At 74.6% G+C, this 14,369-nt stretch carries 13 protein-coding genes; 6 read left to right on the top strand and 7 right to left on the bottom strand.

What is annotated here, in order from left to right:
• Window positions 1-34: 34 nt before the first annotated feature.
• From FHS87_RS00725 to cysQ, 6 genes are all read right to left on the bottom strand, one after another.
• Window positions 35-1,675, bottom strand: coding sequence for an ABC transporter permease (locus FHS87_RS00725; protein ID WP_184512799.1), 1,641 nt, complete (start codon window positions 1,673-1,675; stop codon window positions 35-37).
• Window positions 1,676-1,694: 19 nt separating this feature from the next.
• Window positions 1,695-2,714 (bottom strand): extracellular solute-binding protein, encoded by a 1,020-nt coding sequence (locus FHS87_RS00720; RefSeq protein ID WP_184512797.1) that lies wholly within the window; start codon window positions 2,712-2,714, stop codon window positions 1,695-1,697.
• Window positions 2,715-2,829: 115 nt separating this feature from the next.
• A complete protein-coding gene (locus FHS87_RS00715) occupies window positions 2,830-3,369 on the bottom strand; it encodes a chromate transporter (protein ID WP_184512795.1) in 540 nt (179 codons plus the stop codon).
• Window positions 3,366-3,944 (bottom strand): chromate transporter, encoded by a 579-nt coding sequence (locus tag FHS87_RS00710; RefSeq protein ID WP_184512793.1) that lies wholly within the window; start codon window positions 3,942-3,944, stop codon window positions 3,366-3,368. Before FHS87_RS00710 ends, FHS87_RS00715 begins: the two co-directional genes overlap by 4 nt.
• 52 nt (window positions 3,945-3,996) lie before the next feature.
• Complete coding sequence (locus FHS87_RS00705) at window positions 3,997-4,953, bottom strand: L-threonylcarbamoyladenylate synthase (protein ID WP_184512791.1); 957 nt, start codon at window positions 4,951-4,953, stop codon at window positions 3,997-3,999.
• Entirely contained in the window at window positions 4,950-5,714 is a 765-nt protein-coding gene (cysQ, locus tag FHS87_RS00700) for a 3'(2'),5'-bisphosphate nucleotidase CysQ (protein WP_184512789.1), read from the bottom strand. Before cysQ ends, FHS87_RS00705 begins: the two co-directional genes overlap by 4 nt.
• Window positions 5,715-5,845: 131 nt before the next feature.
• Between cysQ and FHS87_RS00695 the strand changes: the two genes are divergently transcribed.
• The 6 genes from FHS87_RS00695 to FHS87_RS23335 all read left to right on the top strand — a co-directional run bounded on the left by FHS87_RS00695 (window position 5,846) and on the right by FHS87_RS23335 (window position 13,277).
• Window positions 5,846-7,876: a methyl-accepting chemotaxis protein gene (locus FHS87_RS00695; RefSeq protein WP_184512787.1), complete on the top strand. Its 2,031-nt coding sequence runs from the start codon at window positions 5,846-5,848 to the stop codon at window positions 7,874-7,876.
• Between the two features lie 93 nt (window positions 7,877-7,969).
• Window positions 7,970-9,661, top strand: coding sequence for a leucyl aminopeptidase (locus tag FHS87_RS00690; protein ID WP_184512785.1), 1,692 nt, complete (start codon window positions 7,970-7,972; stop codon window positions 9,659-9,661).
• A gap of 10 nt (window positions 9,662-9,671) precedes the next feature.
• Complete coding sequence (locus FHS87_RS00685; RefSeq protein WP_184512783.1) at window positions 9,672-11,159, top strand: leucyl aminopeptidase family protein; 1,488 nt, start codon at window positions 9,672-9,674, stop codon at window positions 11,157-11,159.
• Complete coding sequence (locus FHS87_RS00680) at window positions 11,156-11,602, top strand: DNA polymerase III subunit chi (protein WP_184512781.1); 447 nt, start codon at window positions 11,156-11,158, stop codon at window positions 11,600-11,602. The genes FHS87_RS00685 and FHS87_RS00680 overlap by 4 nt, the downstream gene beginning before the upstream one ends.
• Window positions 11,603-11,684: 82 nt before the next feature.
• A complete protein-coding gene (locus FHS87_RS00675; protein ID WP_184512779.1) occupies window positions 11,685-11,936 on the top strand; it encodes a hypothetical protein in 252 nt (83 codons plus the stop codon).
• Window positions 11,937-12,095: 159 nt separating this feature from the next.
• Complete coding sequence (locus tag FHS87_RS23335; RefSeq protein ID WP_221299348.1) at window positions 12,096-13,277, top strand: DUF4336 domain-containing protein; 1,182 nt, start codon at window positions 12,096-12,098, stop codon at window positions 13,275-13,277.
• A 21-nt stretch (window positions 13,278-13,298) separates the two neighbouring features.
• On the opposite strand, the gene FHS87_RS00665 is transcribed toward FHS87_RS23335, so the two are convergent.
• On the bottom strand, window positions 13,299-14,315 hold the full coding sequence (locus FHS87_RS00665; protein WP_184512777.1) for a DUF305 domain-containing protein: 1,017 nt from the start codon (window positions 14,313-14,315) through the stop codon (window positions 13,299-13,301).
• Window positions 14,316-14,369: the final 54 nt, after the last annotated feature.

Here is a 14,369-nt window from a genome sequence, read left to right as displayed (position 1 = left end):
AAGAGGATGTCGCCCGGCTGCACGGCCCGGCCGCTCAGCGGAAGGAGGCCCGGCCGCGCCGCTCCCCTTTCGGCCGCCCGCCCGCGACGAGCAGCGCGATCACCGGCAGCCCCACCAGCACCAGCGCCAGCGCCGCCACCGCCCCTTCCTCATAGGTACCGCGCGCCGCCTCGGCGTAGAGGGCGGTGGCCAGGGTCTCGCGGTTGAAGGGCCGCAGCAGGAGGGTGGCGGGTAGCTCCTTCATCGCGTCGAGGAACACCAGCAGCGCGGCGGAGGACAGGGCCGGCAGCAGCAGCGGCAGGTGGACGCGGCGCAGCACCCGCCCGGGGCCGGCGCCCATGGAGCGGGCGGACCAGTCCATCTGCGGCCGGATGCGGGAATAGGCGGCGTCCAGCGCCCCCGCGGGGATGGCGAGGAAGCGCACGAAATAGGCCAGCACCAGCGCCGCCGCCGTGCCGGAGAGGAGCGGCACCCAGGGCAGCGCCTCCGTCAGCTCGTCCAGCCCGCCGAAGACGAGGATCAGCCCCACCGCCGCGATCCCGCCGGGCAGGGCGTAGCCGAGAAGGCTCGCCCGCAGCAGCGCCGCATCCGTGGTGGCCCGCCGGTCCGGCATGCAATCCCCCCGCGCGCCGAAGGCGAGCAGGAGGGCGGCGGGCAGGATCAGCAGCGTGGCCGCGCCCGAGAGGATCGCGCTGTTGCCGATCCACTCGCCCAGGCCGGGCGGCAGGCCGAACTCCGCCACCCGCATCGCCGCCGCCCAGACGAGGTAGGAGACGGGGATCACGAAGCCGAGCAGCACGGGCAGGGCGCAGAACAGCATCGCCAGCAGCCCCGCGCCGGGGGAGAGGGTGCGCCGGTCCGGCCGCGCGCTCTCGCGCACCGCATGGGCGCCCTGCGCGCGGCTGCGCCCCCATCCCTCCAGCACCAGCAGCGCGGCGACGAGGGCGAGGATGGTCAGCGCGATCTGCGCCGCCCCCTCCAGGGAGGAGCGGGTGATCCAGGTGACGTAGACCGAGACGGTCAGCGTCCTCACGCCCAGGAATTCCGCCGCGCCGACATCGTTCAGCGTCTCCAGCAGGGCGAGCGAGGTGCCGGCCGCGATGGCGGGCCATGCCATGGGAAATCCGATCTGGAGGAAGAGCCGCAGGCCGCGGCAGCCCAGCCCCCGCCCGGCCCGCAGCACGTCCGCCCCCTGGGTGAGGAAGGCCGTCCGCGCCGCGAGATAGACATAGGGGTAGAGCACGCTGCCCATCACCATGATGCAGCCGGGCAGCGAGCGGATCTCGGGCAGCGGAATGGCGCGCGGGTCGCTGATCCCGAGCAGCGCGCGGAGCCCGCCCTGCACCACACCCGCGGGATGCATCACGTCCAGCCAGGCATAGGCCGAGACATAGGTCGGCAGGGCGAGCGGCAGCACCAGCGCCCAGGAGAGCGCCCGCCGCCCGGGGAAGCGGTGGCAGGAGACGAGCCAGGCCGTCCCCGTGCCCAGCACCAGCACCACCGCGCCCACCCCGGCCAGGAGGAACGCCGTCTCCACCGCCGCCTGGGGCAGGACGTGGCGGATCAGGTGCGGCCAGAGATCGCCCGATCCGCGCGCCGCGGCGACGGCGAGGGCCAGGACCGGAAGGGCGACGAGCCCCACGCTGGCGGCCGCGCCCAGGCGATGAAGGCGCATGGGCGCGACCCGTCAGCTCTCAGCGGTCGAAGCCGACCTCGTCCACGATCCGGCTGGCGGCGGCGCGGCGGGCGGCGACCTCGGGCAGCGAGACGTTGCGCGGCACCAGCGGGCCGAAGCCGTCCACGATCTCGTTCACCGGCGTGCCCGGGCGCACGGGGTTCTCGAAATTGCCGTCGGCATAGATCTGCTGCGCCTCGGGAGAGGCGAGGAACTCGAGGAAGCGCACGGCCTCGGCCCGGTTCGGGGCGTGGCGCGTGACGGCGCCGCCCGAGATGTTCACCGCCGTCTCGTTGGCCGGCAGCACGATGCGCACCGCCTCGCCCCAGCGCTTCTGCTCCTCGCCGCCGCGGCCGGAGAGCATCAGCCCGGCATAGTAGGTGTTGGCCAGGCCGACGTCGCAGATGCCGGCCAGGATGTCGCGCGCCACCTCGCGGTCGCCGCCCGTCGCGCGGCGGGCGAGGTTGCCCTTCAGCTTCGTCAGGTAGTCGCGCAGCCAGGTCTCGCCGTGCTCGATCATGAGGATCGAGAAGAGGGCCGTGTTGTAGGGGTGCTGGCCGGAGCGGATGCAGACCTTCCCCTTGAAGCGCGGCTCGGCCAGCTCCTCGTAGGTCAGCTTGGCGGCCTCGGCCTCGGGGATGCGCTCGCGGGAGGCATAGATGGCCCGCGCGCGGGTGGAGAGGGCGAACCAACGGCCCTCGGCGTCGCGCAGGTTGGCGGGGATGGCGGCTTCCAGCGTGGCGGACTTCACGGGCTGGGTGAGGTTGCGGTCCACCAGCTCCATCAGGTTGCCCACATCCACCACCATGGCGACGTCGGCGCGGGACCGGCCGCCCTCGGCGGCCAGGCGCTCGGCCAGCCCGCCCTGGACGAAGACGGTGTTCACCCCGATGCCCGTCTCCTGGGTGAAGCGCTCGGTCAGCGGGCGCATCAGCCCGGGCTCGCGGGTGGTGTAGAGGTTCACCTCCGCGGCCCCTGCCGCCAGGGGCGCGAGGAGCAGCGAGAGGGCGAGCAGCGCGGCCTTCTTCGGGCGGTTCATGGCGGGCGGGCCTCTTCCGGGCAGGGGGTCTCGATCGGGGCCGCAATCTGTTCCAAGCCCCGCCCGCCCGCAATAGCTGAGAATGAGTATCAGTGCGGAATCGGCACCATCCGGCTCAGCGCAGCAGGAACAGCCCGATCACGCCCCCCGCCGCGAGCGTCCAGATGGGCGAGAAGGAGCTCCGCCAGACGAAGATCGCGGAGCCCAGGGTGATGGCGGCGGCTACCGCCATCTCCGCCCCCGTCCCCCGCGCCGCGGCGGCGGCGGTGACGAGGCCGGTGGCCAGGATGAGCCCGACCGCGACGGGCACCAGCCCCGCCCGCAGCGCCGCCAGCCGCGCATCGCCCGCCAGGCGCTGGGTGAGCATCGCCACGCCCCAGGCGAGGATGAAGGTCGGGCCGATGAAGCCGAGGATGCTCGCCACCAGCCCCTGCCACCCCGCCACGTGCCAGCCGATCACCGCGACGAAGAGCACGTTCGGCCCCGGCGCCGCCGAGGCCAGCGCGTAGCCCTGGGAGAAGGTCGCGTCGCTCATCCATCCCCGGATCTCCACCACCTCCCGGTGCATCTCCGGCACGGCGGCATTCGCCCCGCCGACGGCAAGAAGGGAGAGCTTGAGGAAGAAGAGGAAGATATCCAGGGCGAGCGGGTTCACGCGCGCCCTCCCCGCCAGACGACGGCCGCCACCGAGACGGGGCCGAGCACGAGCACGATCACGGGCAGCGGCACCCGGAACAGGGCGGCGGCCAGCGTGGCGAGCAGCCCGATCGCCACCAGCTCCGGCGGCGGGCGCAGGCGCCCGGCCATGCGGAAGGCGGTGCCGATCACCATCCCCGCCGCGGCGCAGGCCAGCCCGTGCATGAAGGCGGCCACCCGGGCGTCGTCGGCGAATTCCTGCCAGAGCAGGACGAGCGACATCAGCACCACGAGCGGCCCGGCATAGAGCCCGCCGGTCGCCGCGAAGGAGCCGCGCAGCCCCGCGAAGCGCCGCCCGATCATCACGGCGGCATTGCCCACATTCGGCCCCGGCAGCACCTGGCCGAGGCCGAGCACCTCGGCGTAGTCGCGCTCGGTCAGCCAGCGGCGCTCCTCCACCACGGCGCGGCGCACCCAGATCTGGGCGCCGCCGAAGCCCATCAGCCCCGCCTTGGCGAAGGCGGCGAAGAGCGCGGCGGGGCCGGGCGGCGGGTTGAGGGGCGGTTCATCGGGCGGCGCGGAATTCTTGGGCACCGGGGCAAAATCCGCCCCTCCCGCCCGCGCGGCAAGGGGGCAGCGCGGGCGATCATCGCGGCGCGGCGGCGCGGCGCAGCCGGTCGTTGATCGCCTCGCCCAGCCCCGCATCGGGCACGGGCATGGCCGCGATGCCGGCGAGGCCGAGCCGCGCGCCCTCCGCGTCCAGCCAGCGCAGCCCGGCGAAGAGCCGCGCCGCCGCCTCCACCGGGTCGCCCGAGGCGGAGAGGTTCCAGGTCACCGCCGCCCCCGGCAGGGGAGCCCCGAAGGCGAGCAGCGCCTCCCCCTTCCCTACCTCCCGAGCCTCCAGCCGCACGGGGAGCGAGGGCGCGTAGTGCGAGAGAAGCATCCCGGGGGATCGTATCGCCGTCTTCTCCCCTTCCGGGCGCGAGACCGGGCCGACCAGGGCCTCGATCTCCACCACCGTCACCCCGCCCGGGCGCAGGAGCACGGGGTCCGGGCCGGAGAGGTCGAGCACCGTGCTCTCCACCCCCACCGCGCAGGGCCCGCCATCCAGCACCGCGGCGATGCGGCCGGAGAGGCCGTCGAGCACGTGGTCCGCCGTGGTCGGGGAGACGCCGCCCGAGCGGTTGGCCGAGGGCGCGGCCACCGGCACCCCGGCCGCCCGCAGCAGCTCCAGCGCGAGGGGGTGGCCGGGCACGCGCACGGCCAGCGTGTCCAGCCCGGCCCCGGTGAGATGGCTGATCCGGCCACCCTCCCGCCGGGGCAGGACGAGGGTGAGCGGCCCCGGCCAGAACCGCGCGGCCAGGGCCCTTGCCCGGGCATCCGGCACCACCTCGGCGAAGGCGGAGGCGGCGTCGGGGAAGTGGCTGATCAGCGGGTTGAAGCTCGGCCGGCCCTTGGCCGCGTAGATGGCCGCCACCGCCGCGCCGTCCGTCGCGTCCGCCCCCAGCCCGTAGACCGTCTCGGTGGGGAAGGCGACGAGCGCGCCACTGCGCAGCAGGGCCGCCGCGCGCGCGATCCCGGCGGGCGGGAGCCGCTCCGTCATGCCATTCCTTGCGCGAGGAAGGGGTGGTTCTCGAAGCCCGGCTTGCCGTAGCGCAGCGGCGCCCCGTCGAAGCCCGCCACCCGGCCGCCGGCGGCCTCCAGCAGGGCCTGGGGCGCGGCCGTGTCCCACTCCATCGTGCGGCCGAAGCGGGGGTAGAGGTCCCCTGCCCCCTCGGCCAAGCGGCAGAACTTCACGGCCGAGCCGATCTTCTCGATATGCGCGACGCGCCGCCCCTCCAGGAAGCGGTCCAGCCGGGGATCGTCGGAGTAGTGGCGGGAGGCGAGCACCGTCGCCCCCTCCTCCGGGATGGCGCGGGCGCGGATGGGGCGCCGGCCGCCGACATCCCGCTTCCAGGCGAGGCCGAGGGGGGCGATGCCGCCGAAGATCTCCATCGTCGCGGGGATGACGACGGCGCCGAGATGCGCGCGGTCCCCCCTCACCAGCCCGACATTCACGGCGAAGCTGTCATGGCCCCTGGCGAATTCCCGCGTGCCGTCCAGCGGGTCCACGAGCCAGTAGCGGTCGGCGAGGCGGGTCACGAGCCCCGCCGACACCTCCTCCTCCGCCACCACGGGGATATCAGGCGTCGCGGCGCGCAGCCCCTCGACGATCAGCGCCTCCGCCACCCGATCCGCCTCCGTCACGGGCGATTCATCGCTCTTGCGCTCCACGGCGAAGCCCGCGGCGCGGATGGCGTTGATGGCGTGGGCAGCGCGCTCGGCGAGCGTCGCGGCGAGTTCGAGCAGGTCTTCGTCGGTCATCCCGGGGGAGATAGCGCGGGGCGGGACCGGGGGGCAGCCCCGCATGGAAGGGAGAGGATCGCTTACGGGACCTTAGGGTTTCGCATGCAGAACATTCTCGGCAACCAACGCCCAGGAAGAATCCCTCCGTCATGCCCCGACGTCTGTCCGACTGGCCGATCGCGGCCCGGCTCCATCTCTGCACGCTGGTCGCCGTCATGGGACTGATCGGCCTGGCAGCCTATGAGATCCGGGCCCGCTCGACCGAGCTGGAGGAGGCCCGCATCGGAACGCTGCGCGCCGTGGTGGAGTCCGGCGCGTCCATCGCCGCGCATTTCGAGAAGGAGGAGAGGACCGGCCGCATGGACCGCGCCGCCGCCCAGGCCGCCGCCGCCGCCGAGATCCGCGCCTTCCGCTACGGCGGGAACGAGTACCTCTGGGTGAACGACGCCCAGCCGAGCCCGCGCCTGATCGCCCATCCCTTCCGCCCGGACCTGGAGGGCAAGGACGTCTCGGGCATCCGGGACCCGAACGGCTTCGCCCTCTTCATCGCCTTCGCCGAGAAGGCCCGCCAGTCCGGATCCGGCGTCGTCGGCTATCTCTGGCCGCGGCCGGGGGCGCAGGCGGGGGAGCCGCCTGTGGAGAAGCTCTCCTTCGTCCAGGGCTTCGCGCCGTGGAACTGGGTGATCGGCACCGGCGTCTATGTCGACGACCTCCGGGCGGCGCAGCGCGAGCTGGTGCTGCGGGGCGGCCTGATCGCCGGCGCCGCGGCCCTGGTGGTGGGGCTGCTGACCTGGACGGTGGGGCGCGGCATCACCCGCCCGCTCGCCCGCGTCACGGCGGCCACCGCCGCCATGGCGGGCGGTGACCTCGGCACCGAGGTTCCGGGCGCGGAGCGGCGGGACGAGCTGGGCCTTCTCGCCCGCGCGCTGGAGACCTTCCGTGAGAACGGGCTGAAGGCGCGGCGGCTGGAGGAGGCGGCCGCCGCCGAGCGCGCGGCGCGCGAGCGCCGGCACGCGGCCATGGAGCGCCACACCCAGGACTTCGGCGCCTCCGTCTCCGGCGTGCTCGCCATGCTCGGCAAGTCCGCCGAGGACATGCGCGCCGCGGCGGCGGACATGTCGGAGGTGGTGGAGCGCACGCGCGGCGGGGCGGAGAGCACCGCCTCGGGCGCCGAGGAGTCCTCGCGCAACCTCGCCTCCGTCGCCGCAGCGACCGAGCAGCTCAGCGCCAGCGTGGCCGAGATCGCACGGCAGGTGGCCCAGAGCGCGAGCGCGACGAAGGCGGCGGTGGAGCGCGCGCAGAGCACGGACGCCGCCGTGCGCGGGCTGAGCGACGCCGCCGACCAGATCGGGGAGGTGGTGCGGCTCATCACCGACATCGCCGGGCAGACGAATCTCCTCGCCCTCAACGCGACGATCGAGGCCGCCCGCGCGGGCGAGGCCGGGCGCGGCTTCGCGGTGGTGGCGGGCGAGGTGAAGACCCTGGCCAACCAGACGGCGAGCGCGACCGACCGGATCGGCCGGCAGATCCAGGCCGTGCAGGCCGCGACCGGCGAGGCCGTGCAGTCCGTGCGCGAGATGAGCGCGGCGATCGGGGAGATCAGCAGCGTCGCCGGCGCCATCGCGGCCGCGGTGGAGCAGCAGGGCGCGGCGACGCGCGAGATCGCGAGCAGCGTCCAGCACGTCTCCCGCACGACCGAGGACGCGACCGGGGCGATGCGCGAGGTCGCCAAGGCCGCGGACCGCGCCAGGGGCAGCAGCGATTCCGTCTCCACCGCCGCGCGGGACGTGGCCGGGGTATCGGGCACGCTGAGGACGGAGGTGGACCATTTCCTCCGGGCCATGCGCTCGGGCGGGGAGGAGAAGGATCGCCGCCGCTACGAGCGCATCCCGGCCAGGGGCGTGCGCGTCACTCTCCGCTCGGCGAAGCTGCCCGGCGCCGGGACGGAAGTGGAGCTGAAGGACATCTCGCGCGGCGGCGCCGCCCTGGTGCTCGACTGGGAGGCCGATACGGGAACCGGGCTGGAACTCGCCTTCCCCGGGGTCCAAGGCCCCATTCCCGCCCGGGTGGTGCGCGCGCAGGGGGGCGTAGTGAGCGTCGTCTTCCGGCAGGACGAGGAGAGCGCACAGCGGATCGACCGCGTGCTGGACCGGATCGGGCGCGCGGCGAAGGCCGCCTGAGGCCGCCTGAGGCCGGAGGGGCTTGCGGCCTTCCCGGCATGGCGTATCGCCCGCCCGGTGCTATCTCTGCCACGAACAGCCAGCGGACGTCCCATGCTCGACATCGCCTTCGCCAAGGCCGCCCTTCCCGAGAGCGGCGCCCTCGTTCTTCCCCTCGCCGAGGAGGACATGGGCGGCGCCCTGATCGCGGAGTGGGACCGGCTGCTCGGCGGCCATGTGACGCGCGGGGTGGCGGCGGCGGAGTTCAAGGGCCGCAAGGGGCAGTCCGCCACCCTTCTCGCGCCGGGCGGCGGGCTCTCGCGCCTCGTTCTCGTCGGCCTGGGCAAGCGCGAGGCGCTGGACGCCGCGGCCGCGGAGGCCGCGGGCGGCAACGCCGCCGCCGCGCTCGGCCGCGAATCGGTCGCCTCCATCGATGCGCGCGCCATCGGCGGCTGGGCGGGCGCCCCGGCGGACATCGCCCTCGGCGCCGTCCTCCGCGCCTGGCGCTTCGACCGCTACCGCACGAAGGAGAAGCCGGAGGACAAGCCGCGGCTGGGCGGGATCAAGGTGCTGTGCGAGGACCCCTCGGCCGCCAAGGCCGAGTGGGCACCGCGCCGCGCCGTGGCCGAGGGCGTCTTCCTCGCCCGCGAGCTGGTGAGCGAGCCCGCCAACATCCTCAACCCGCCCGAATTCGCCGACCGCCTCCGCAAGCTGGAGAAGCTGGGGGTGGAGGTGGAGGTCTTCGGGCAGAAGGACCTGGAGAAGCTCGGCTTCGGCGCGATGCTCTGCGTTTCCCAGGGCTCGGCCCAGCCGCCGCGCATGGTGGTGATGCGCTGGAACGGCACGGACCAGAAGAAGAAGGACAGCAAGCCGATCGCCTTCATCGGCAAGGGCGTGACCTTCGATACCGGGGGCATCTCCATCAAGCCCGCGGGCGGGATGGAGGACATGAAGTGGGACATGGCCGGCGCCGGCACCGTCTCCGGCCTCATGGCCGCCCTGGCCGGCCGCAAGGCGAAGGTGGATGTCGTCGGCATCGTCGGCCTCGTGGAGAACATGCCCTCGGGCACCGCGACGCGCCCGGGCGACGTCGTCACCTCCTATTCCGGCCAGACGATCGAGGTCATCAACACGGATGCCGAGGGGCGGCTCGTGCTCGCCGACGTGCTGTCCTACTGCAAGAAGCGCTTCGATCCGGCCTTCATGGTCAACCTCGCCACGTTGACGGGCGCGATCATCGTCTCCCTCGGCCACGAGCATGCCGGGCTCTTCTCGAACGACGACGGCCTCGCCCGGCGCATCGAGGAGGCGGGCAAGGCCGTGGGGGAGCTGGCCTGGCGCATGCCGCTGGGCGAGGCCTATGACCGCGCCATCAAGTCGGACATCGCGGACATGCGCAATGTCGGCGCCGGGCGCGCGGGCGGCTCCATCACGGCCGCGCAGTTCCTCCAGCGCTTCGTGGAGGGCTGCCCCTGGGCGCATCTCGACATCGCCGGCACGGCCTGGAGCAGCAAGGACCAGCCCACCGTGCCCAAGGGCGCGACGGCCTGGGGCGTGCGCCTGCTCGACCGCCTGGTGGCCGAGCACCACGAGGGCCGGCAGGCCACCCCCGAGCCCGAGCCGGCCGAGGAGGAGGTCGCGGCGGTGACGGGCGCGGGCAGCGCCTCTCCCGCCGTCCTGTCCGAGGGCACGCCGGCCACCGAGCCGCTGCTCCCCGCGCCCGATACCGGCGCCGGCCCGGCGGGAGAGCCCGCCCCGGTTCCCCTCCCGACGCGCCGCCCGGCCACCCGCCGCCCGCGCCGCTGAAGCGGGGCCCGTGCTGAAGTTCCGCCTTCTCGACCGGCCGCGGGGGCTCCACCCCGTGGCCGTGCCGGTGCGGCCGGGCGCGCCGCTGCCCGCTCCTCTCGCCGCCGCCGCTTCCGCCGCCGGCTTCGAGGCGGCGCGCGGCGAGGCGTTGCGGCTGGACGGGGTGGAGGAGCGGACGGTCTGGCTGGTCGGCGTCGCGCCGGGGCCGCAGGGGATGGAGGCCGCCGGGGCGCTCGCCGCCGCCTCCATGGCGGAAGCGGTTGAGGGAGGCCACGGCCCGCGCCACGGCGCGATCGACGCCCGCGGCCTCTCGCCGGAGGATGCCGCTGCCCTGGCCATGGGCGCCGGGATGCGCGCGCACCGCCTGCCGCATTACGGGGCGGAACCCCCGCCCGCCCTCCGGCAGCTGGACCTGCTGGTGGACAGCGTCGAGGCCGCCGAGCCCGGCCTTGCCCGCGCCCGAGCCCTGCTGCGCGCCGTGGGCTTCGCGCGGGACCTGGCGGCGGAGCCCGGGAACATCCTCACGCCCCCCGCCTTCGCCGGGCGGCTGGAGGTCCTGTCCGAACTCGGGGTCGAGGTGTCGGTGCATGGCCGCGGCTGGCTGGAACGGCACGGCTATGGCGGGCTGCTCGCCGTCGGGCGCGGCTCGGCCTTTCCGCCGCGCCTCGTCACCCTGCGCTGGCCCGGCCACGGGCGTCGCTATCGCGAGGCGCCGCCCGTGGTATTCGTCGGCAAGGGCATCACCTTCGACACCGGCGGCATCTCCATCAAGCCCGCTGCGGGGATGGAGGCGATGAAGGCCGACATGGCCGGGGCCGCCGCCTGCGCGGGCGCGATCCTCTCCCTCGCGCTCCGCGACAGCCCCGCCGCCGTCACGGCCGTCCTCGCCATCGCCGAGAACGCGACGGGGGCGGACAGCTACCGCCCGGGCGACGTGCTGCGCACCGCCTCCGGCCTCCAGGTCGAGGTGGTGGACACGGATGCGGAGGGGCGGCTGGTCCTGGCCGATGCCCTGCACCACGCCCGCGGGCTGCGGCCGCGCGCCATCCTCGACCTCGCGACGCTGACGGGCAGCATCGTCACCGCCCTCGGCCACCAGCGCGCCGGCCTGTTCGGCAATGACGAGGGGCTGCGGGACGCGGTGATGGCGGCGGGCGAGGCGGTGGGCGAGCCGCTCTGGCCCATGCCCATCGGCGCGCGCCACCGCGAGGACCTGGCCAGCGACATCGCCGATCTCCGCCACTGCCTGCCCCCGGGCGGCCTCGGCCCGGGCTGGGCGGGCCGGTTCCTCCCCGATGCCTGCCACGCCGCCGCCTTCCTGCGGGAGTTCGCGGCCCCCGACGAGGGGGAGCGCATCCCCTGGGCGCATCTCGACATCGCCGGGATGGACCTACGGGAGGAGGGGAAGGAGGCCGGTCCCTATCCCCTGCCCCCGGGGCCGAGCGGCTACGGCGTGCGCCTGCTGGACCGGCTGGTGGCGGACCGCTTCGAGGCATGACCGAGATCGGCTTCTACCACCTCACCCGCACGGCGCTGGAGGTCGCGCTGCCGAAGCTGCTCGGCCGCGTGCTGGCGAGCGGCGGGCGGGCCGTGGTGCGCGTCGGCGGGCCGGAGCGGCTGGCCGCGCTGGACACGGCCCTCTGGCTCTGCCCCGACCCGGACTGGCTGCCCCACGGCACTCCCGCGACCGGCGACGCCGATCTCCAGCCGATCTGGCTCACCACCGAGGACGAGGCGCCCAACGGCGCCCGGCACCTCTTCCTCGCCGATGGCGCGGAAACCGCGCGCCCCGAGGCCTATGACCGCGTCTTCGACCTCTTCGACGGCAACGACCCCGCCGCGCTGGAGGCCGCGCGGGACCGCTGGCGCCGCGCGCGCGCCGCCGGCCATGCCCTGACCTACTGGCAGCAGGGGCCGAACGGCTGGGCGAAGCGGGAATAACGAAGCGGGAATAACACGGGCGTAACCCTTGCCGCGCCGCTGCGGGCCTGCCACATCGGCCCGGCCTTCAGGAGCGCATTCCATGTCCGACGAAAACCAGGCCACCGAGACCATGACGGTCGGCGCCCTGATCACCGAACTGCAGAAGCTCGACCCCGCCCGCCCCATCGCGCTCGGCATCATGCTCGGCGGCGAGGAGGACGAGGAGGGCGAGATCGACATCTACGGCATCGACCTCATCGAGGAGATGGAAGCCGAGGACGGTTCCCCCGCCTATGTCATCGCCTGCGACCTCCGGGGGTCCGACGACGACGAGGAAGAAGCGGCGGGCTGAGCCGCCCCGCGGGGCCGCACTTCCGCCCCGCAGGTAAGTGACCGCGGCGCCCCCGGCCCTGGCCGGGCGGCGCCGCGCGCGTTTCAGGGACCGCCCCGCGCATCCTCCGTGCCCGCCCCTCGTTTGAGGGGGGCCCCTTCCTCACGGACCTGCCGGACCATGATCTCCACTCGACTGCACGGGCTGATCGACTACGGCGTGGCCGCCCTGCTCGGCGGCCTCGCGGCCTCGCGCGCCGTGCCGCCCTCCGCACGCGGGCCGCTCGGCACCGCGGCGGCCTTCCACACCGCCTACTCCCTCCTCACGGATTACGAGGGCGGGGTGAAGTCCGCCCTCTCCATGCGCCAGCACCTCATGCTCGACGCGCTGGGCGGGGCGGCGCTGGTCGGCACGGGGCTGACCATGCGGCGCGCCTCGCCGGAATCCCGCGCCCTGCTGGTCGGCTTCGGCCTGGCGGAGCTGGCGGTGGTCGCCCTCTCCAGCGCCCTGCCCGAGCGCGGGCCGGGCCAGGGCGGCGGGCCGGTGGCGCGGCTGCTCGGCCGGGACGAGGCGGAGACGGAGCACCGCACCGGCTACCCCCCGCTGGACACGCCCAAGCCGGTGACGGAGGGCGTCTACCTCGTGGACAGTCTCCTGCCCAACGCGCCCGTCAGCGTGCGCATGACGGTGCTGAAGATGCCCGATGGCGGGCTGCTGCTCCACTCCCCCACCCGCTTCACCCGCGCGCTGAAGACGGAGCTGGAGGCGATCGGGCCGATCCGCCACCTCGTCGCGCCCAACATCGCGCACTGGACCTTCATGAAGGACTGGCAGGAGGCCTGCCCGGACGCCACCACCTGGGCGGCGCCGGGCCTGCGCGGGCGCGGCCAGGTGCGGCGCAGCGGCCTGCGGCTGGACTTCGACCTCGGGGAGGAAACCCCCATTCCCTGGGGCGGGGCGATCGAAAACGTCCTCGTCCCCGGCGGCGCCGGCTTCCACGAGGTGGCGATGTTCCACCGCCCGTCCCGCACGCTGCTACTGACCGACCTCGTCATCAACATGGAGGAGCGCAAGCTGCCGCTGCCGCTGCGCCCCATCGTGCGGCTCTTCGGCTCGACGGCGCCGGACGGCATGCCGCCGCCCTATCTCCGCGCCGTGGTGAAGTGGCGGCACGCGGAGGCGTCCCGCGCCGCCAGCCGCCTCGTCGCCCTGCATCCGGAGCGCGTGATCTTCGCCCATGGCCGCTGGTTCGAGCGGGACGGGGCGGCGCATCTCCGGCGCTCCCTGCGCTGGCTGCTGCCGGAGGAGGAGGCGCGGCCGGTGGTGGTGGGCGGCGCCGCGATGCCCGCCGGGCCGGGCTAGCCCGGCACCCGGAACGATCCCTTAGTGCGCGTGATGCGCCCCGCCACCCTCCGGGGCGCGGCGGCGCGGGGCGGGCCGCCGGCCGGATGAAGCGGCACCATGGCCAGCATGACCGGCGCCTTCCCCGGCCCGGGGAGCGTGGCCCGCATGAGGGTCGGCCGGCGCGGGCACCGGCACCGCGCCGTGTCCCGCATTCGAACCCCCGGCATGGCCCGCATGGGGATCGGCCGAGGCGGGCTGCGCCGCTCCCCCCTGGTGGCCATGCCCGCCATGGGACATCCCCTCCATCCCGTGGATCATGGAAGCCGGGACCGGCACGGCCTCCACGTCGCCGGGATAGGCCCCCATCGTCCGCCGCATGAAGGCGATCTCCTGCGACTGGTCCGTCAGGATGTCCACGTTCAGCAGGCCGAGGAAGCTGTTCCGCGCGTTCGGGTCCGCCTGGTAGGCGCGCGCCATGTCGAGCGCGGCCTGGTGGTGGATCGTCATCGCCTTGGCGAACTGCACGTCGCGCGCGCTCATCGGCCGGTCCGGCGGGGAGGCCGGGGTGAGCGGGCCGGGGATGGGCGCGCGGGAGAAGCGGAACTGCTGCGCCAGCGATTCCGTCGCCGCGGGCTGGATCGCGAGGCGGGCAGGGCCGGAGCCGATGAAGCCCGGCGGCTGGTCGAGCTTGCGCGCCACCTCGTCCATCAGGGCGATCTCGTAGCGCTGGTTCACGATGATCGCGTAGGCGAGCTGCCGCAGCGCCGGGCTGCGCGCCTCCGGATCGGCGAGGTAGTCCTGGGACATCGTCAGCGCGCCCGCGTGATGCGCGCGCATCCCCGTCAGGTAGTCCCGGTCCGCCTTGAGCACGGCCGGCAGCGCCGCGGCGGGGGCGACGGTGTAGATGTCCAGCAGCGGGGGATGAATGCCGGAATCCTCCCCCTCCCCCACCAGGGCACGCGCGGGCGCGGCGAGGGCCAGGAGCGCGGCCAGGGAGGTGGCCAGAAAGGCGGCGGGGGTCGCGAGGCGCGGTCGATGGGCGGTCTCGGCGGTCATCTGTCGGTTCCCTGTCCTGCCGCGTCTCCGCGGGCAGGCGGAAGCTGGGGCTTC

This window comes from Muricoccus pecuniae (genome assembly GCF_014199205.1).
Lineage (GTDB): Bacteria > Pseudomonadota > Alphaproteobacteria > Acetobacterales > Acetobacteraceae > Roseomonas > Roseomonas pecuniae.
Note: the sequence above shows the minus strand (reverse complement) of the source record. Positions and strands in the feature narration are given on the sequence as shown.

Bases quoted from the DNA above. Each gene is read 5' to 3' on its own strand.
- FHS87_RS00665 (WP_184512777.1), bottom strand. From the start codon at position 14,315: ATGACCGCCGAGACCGCCCATCGACCGCGCCTCGCGACCCCCGCCGCC.
- cysQ (WP_184512789.1), bottom strand. From the start codon at position 5,714: ATGACCGACGAAGACCTGCTCGAACTCGCCGCGACGCTCGCCGAGCGC.
- FHS87_RS00675 (WP_184512779.1), top strand. From the start codon at position 11,685: ATGTCCGACGAAAACCAGGCCACCGAGACCATGACGGTCGGCGCCCTG.
- FHS87_RS00705 (WP_184512791.1), bottom strand. From the start codon at position 4,953: ATGACGGAGCGGCTCCCGCCCGCCGGGATCGCGCGCGCGGCGGCCCTG.
- FHS87_RS00690 (WP_184512785.1), top strand. From the start codon at position 7,970: ATGCTCGACATCGCCTTCGCCAAGGCCGCCCTTCCCGAGAGCGGCGCC.
- FHS87_RS00695 (WP_184512787.1), top strand. From the start codon at position 5,846: ATGCCCCGACGTCTGTCCGACTGGCCGATCGCGGCCCGGCTCCATCTC.
- FHS87_RS23335 (WP_221299348.1), top strand. From the start codon at position 12,096: ATGATCTCCACTCGACTGCACGGGCTGATCGACTACGGCGTGGCCGCC.
- FHS87_RS00725 (WP_184512799.1), bottom strand. From the start codon at position 1,675: ATGCGCCTTCATCGCCTGGGCGCGGCCGCCAGCGTGGGGCTCGTCGCC.
- FHS87_RS00680 (WP_184512781.1), top strand. From the start codon at position 11,156: ATGACCGAGATCGGCTTCTACCACCTCACCCGCACGGCGCTGGAGGTC.
- FHS87_RS00720 (WP_184512797.1), bottom strand. From the start codon at position 2,714: ATGAACCGCCCGAAGAAGGCCGCGCTGCTCGCCCTCTCGCTGCTCCTC.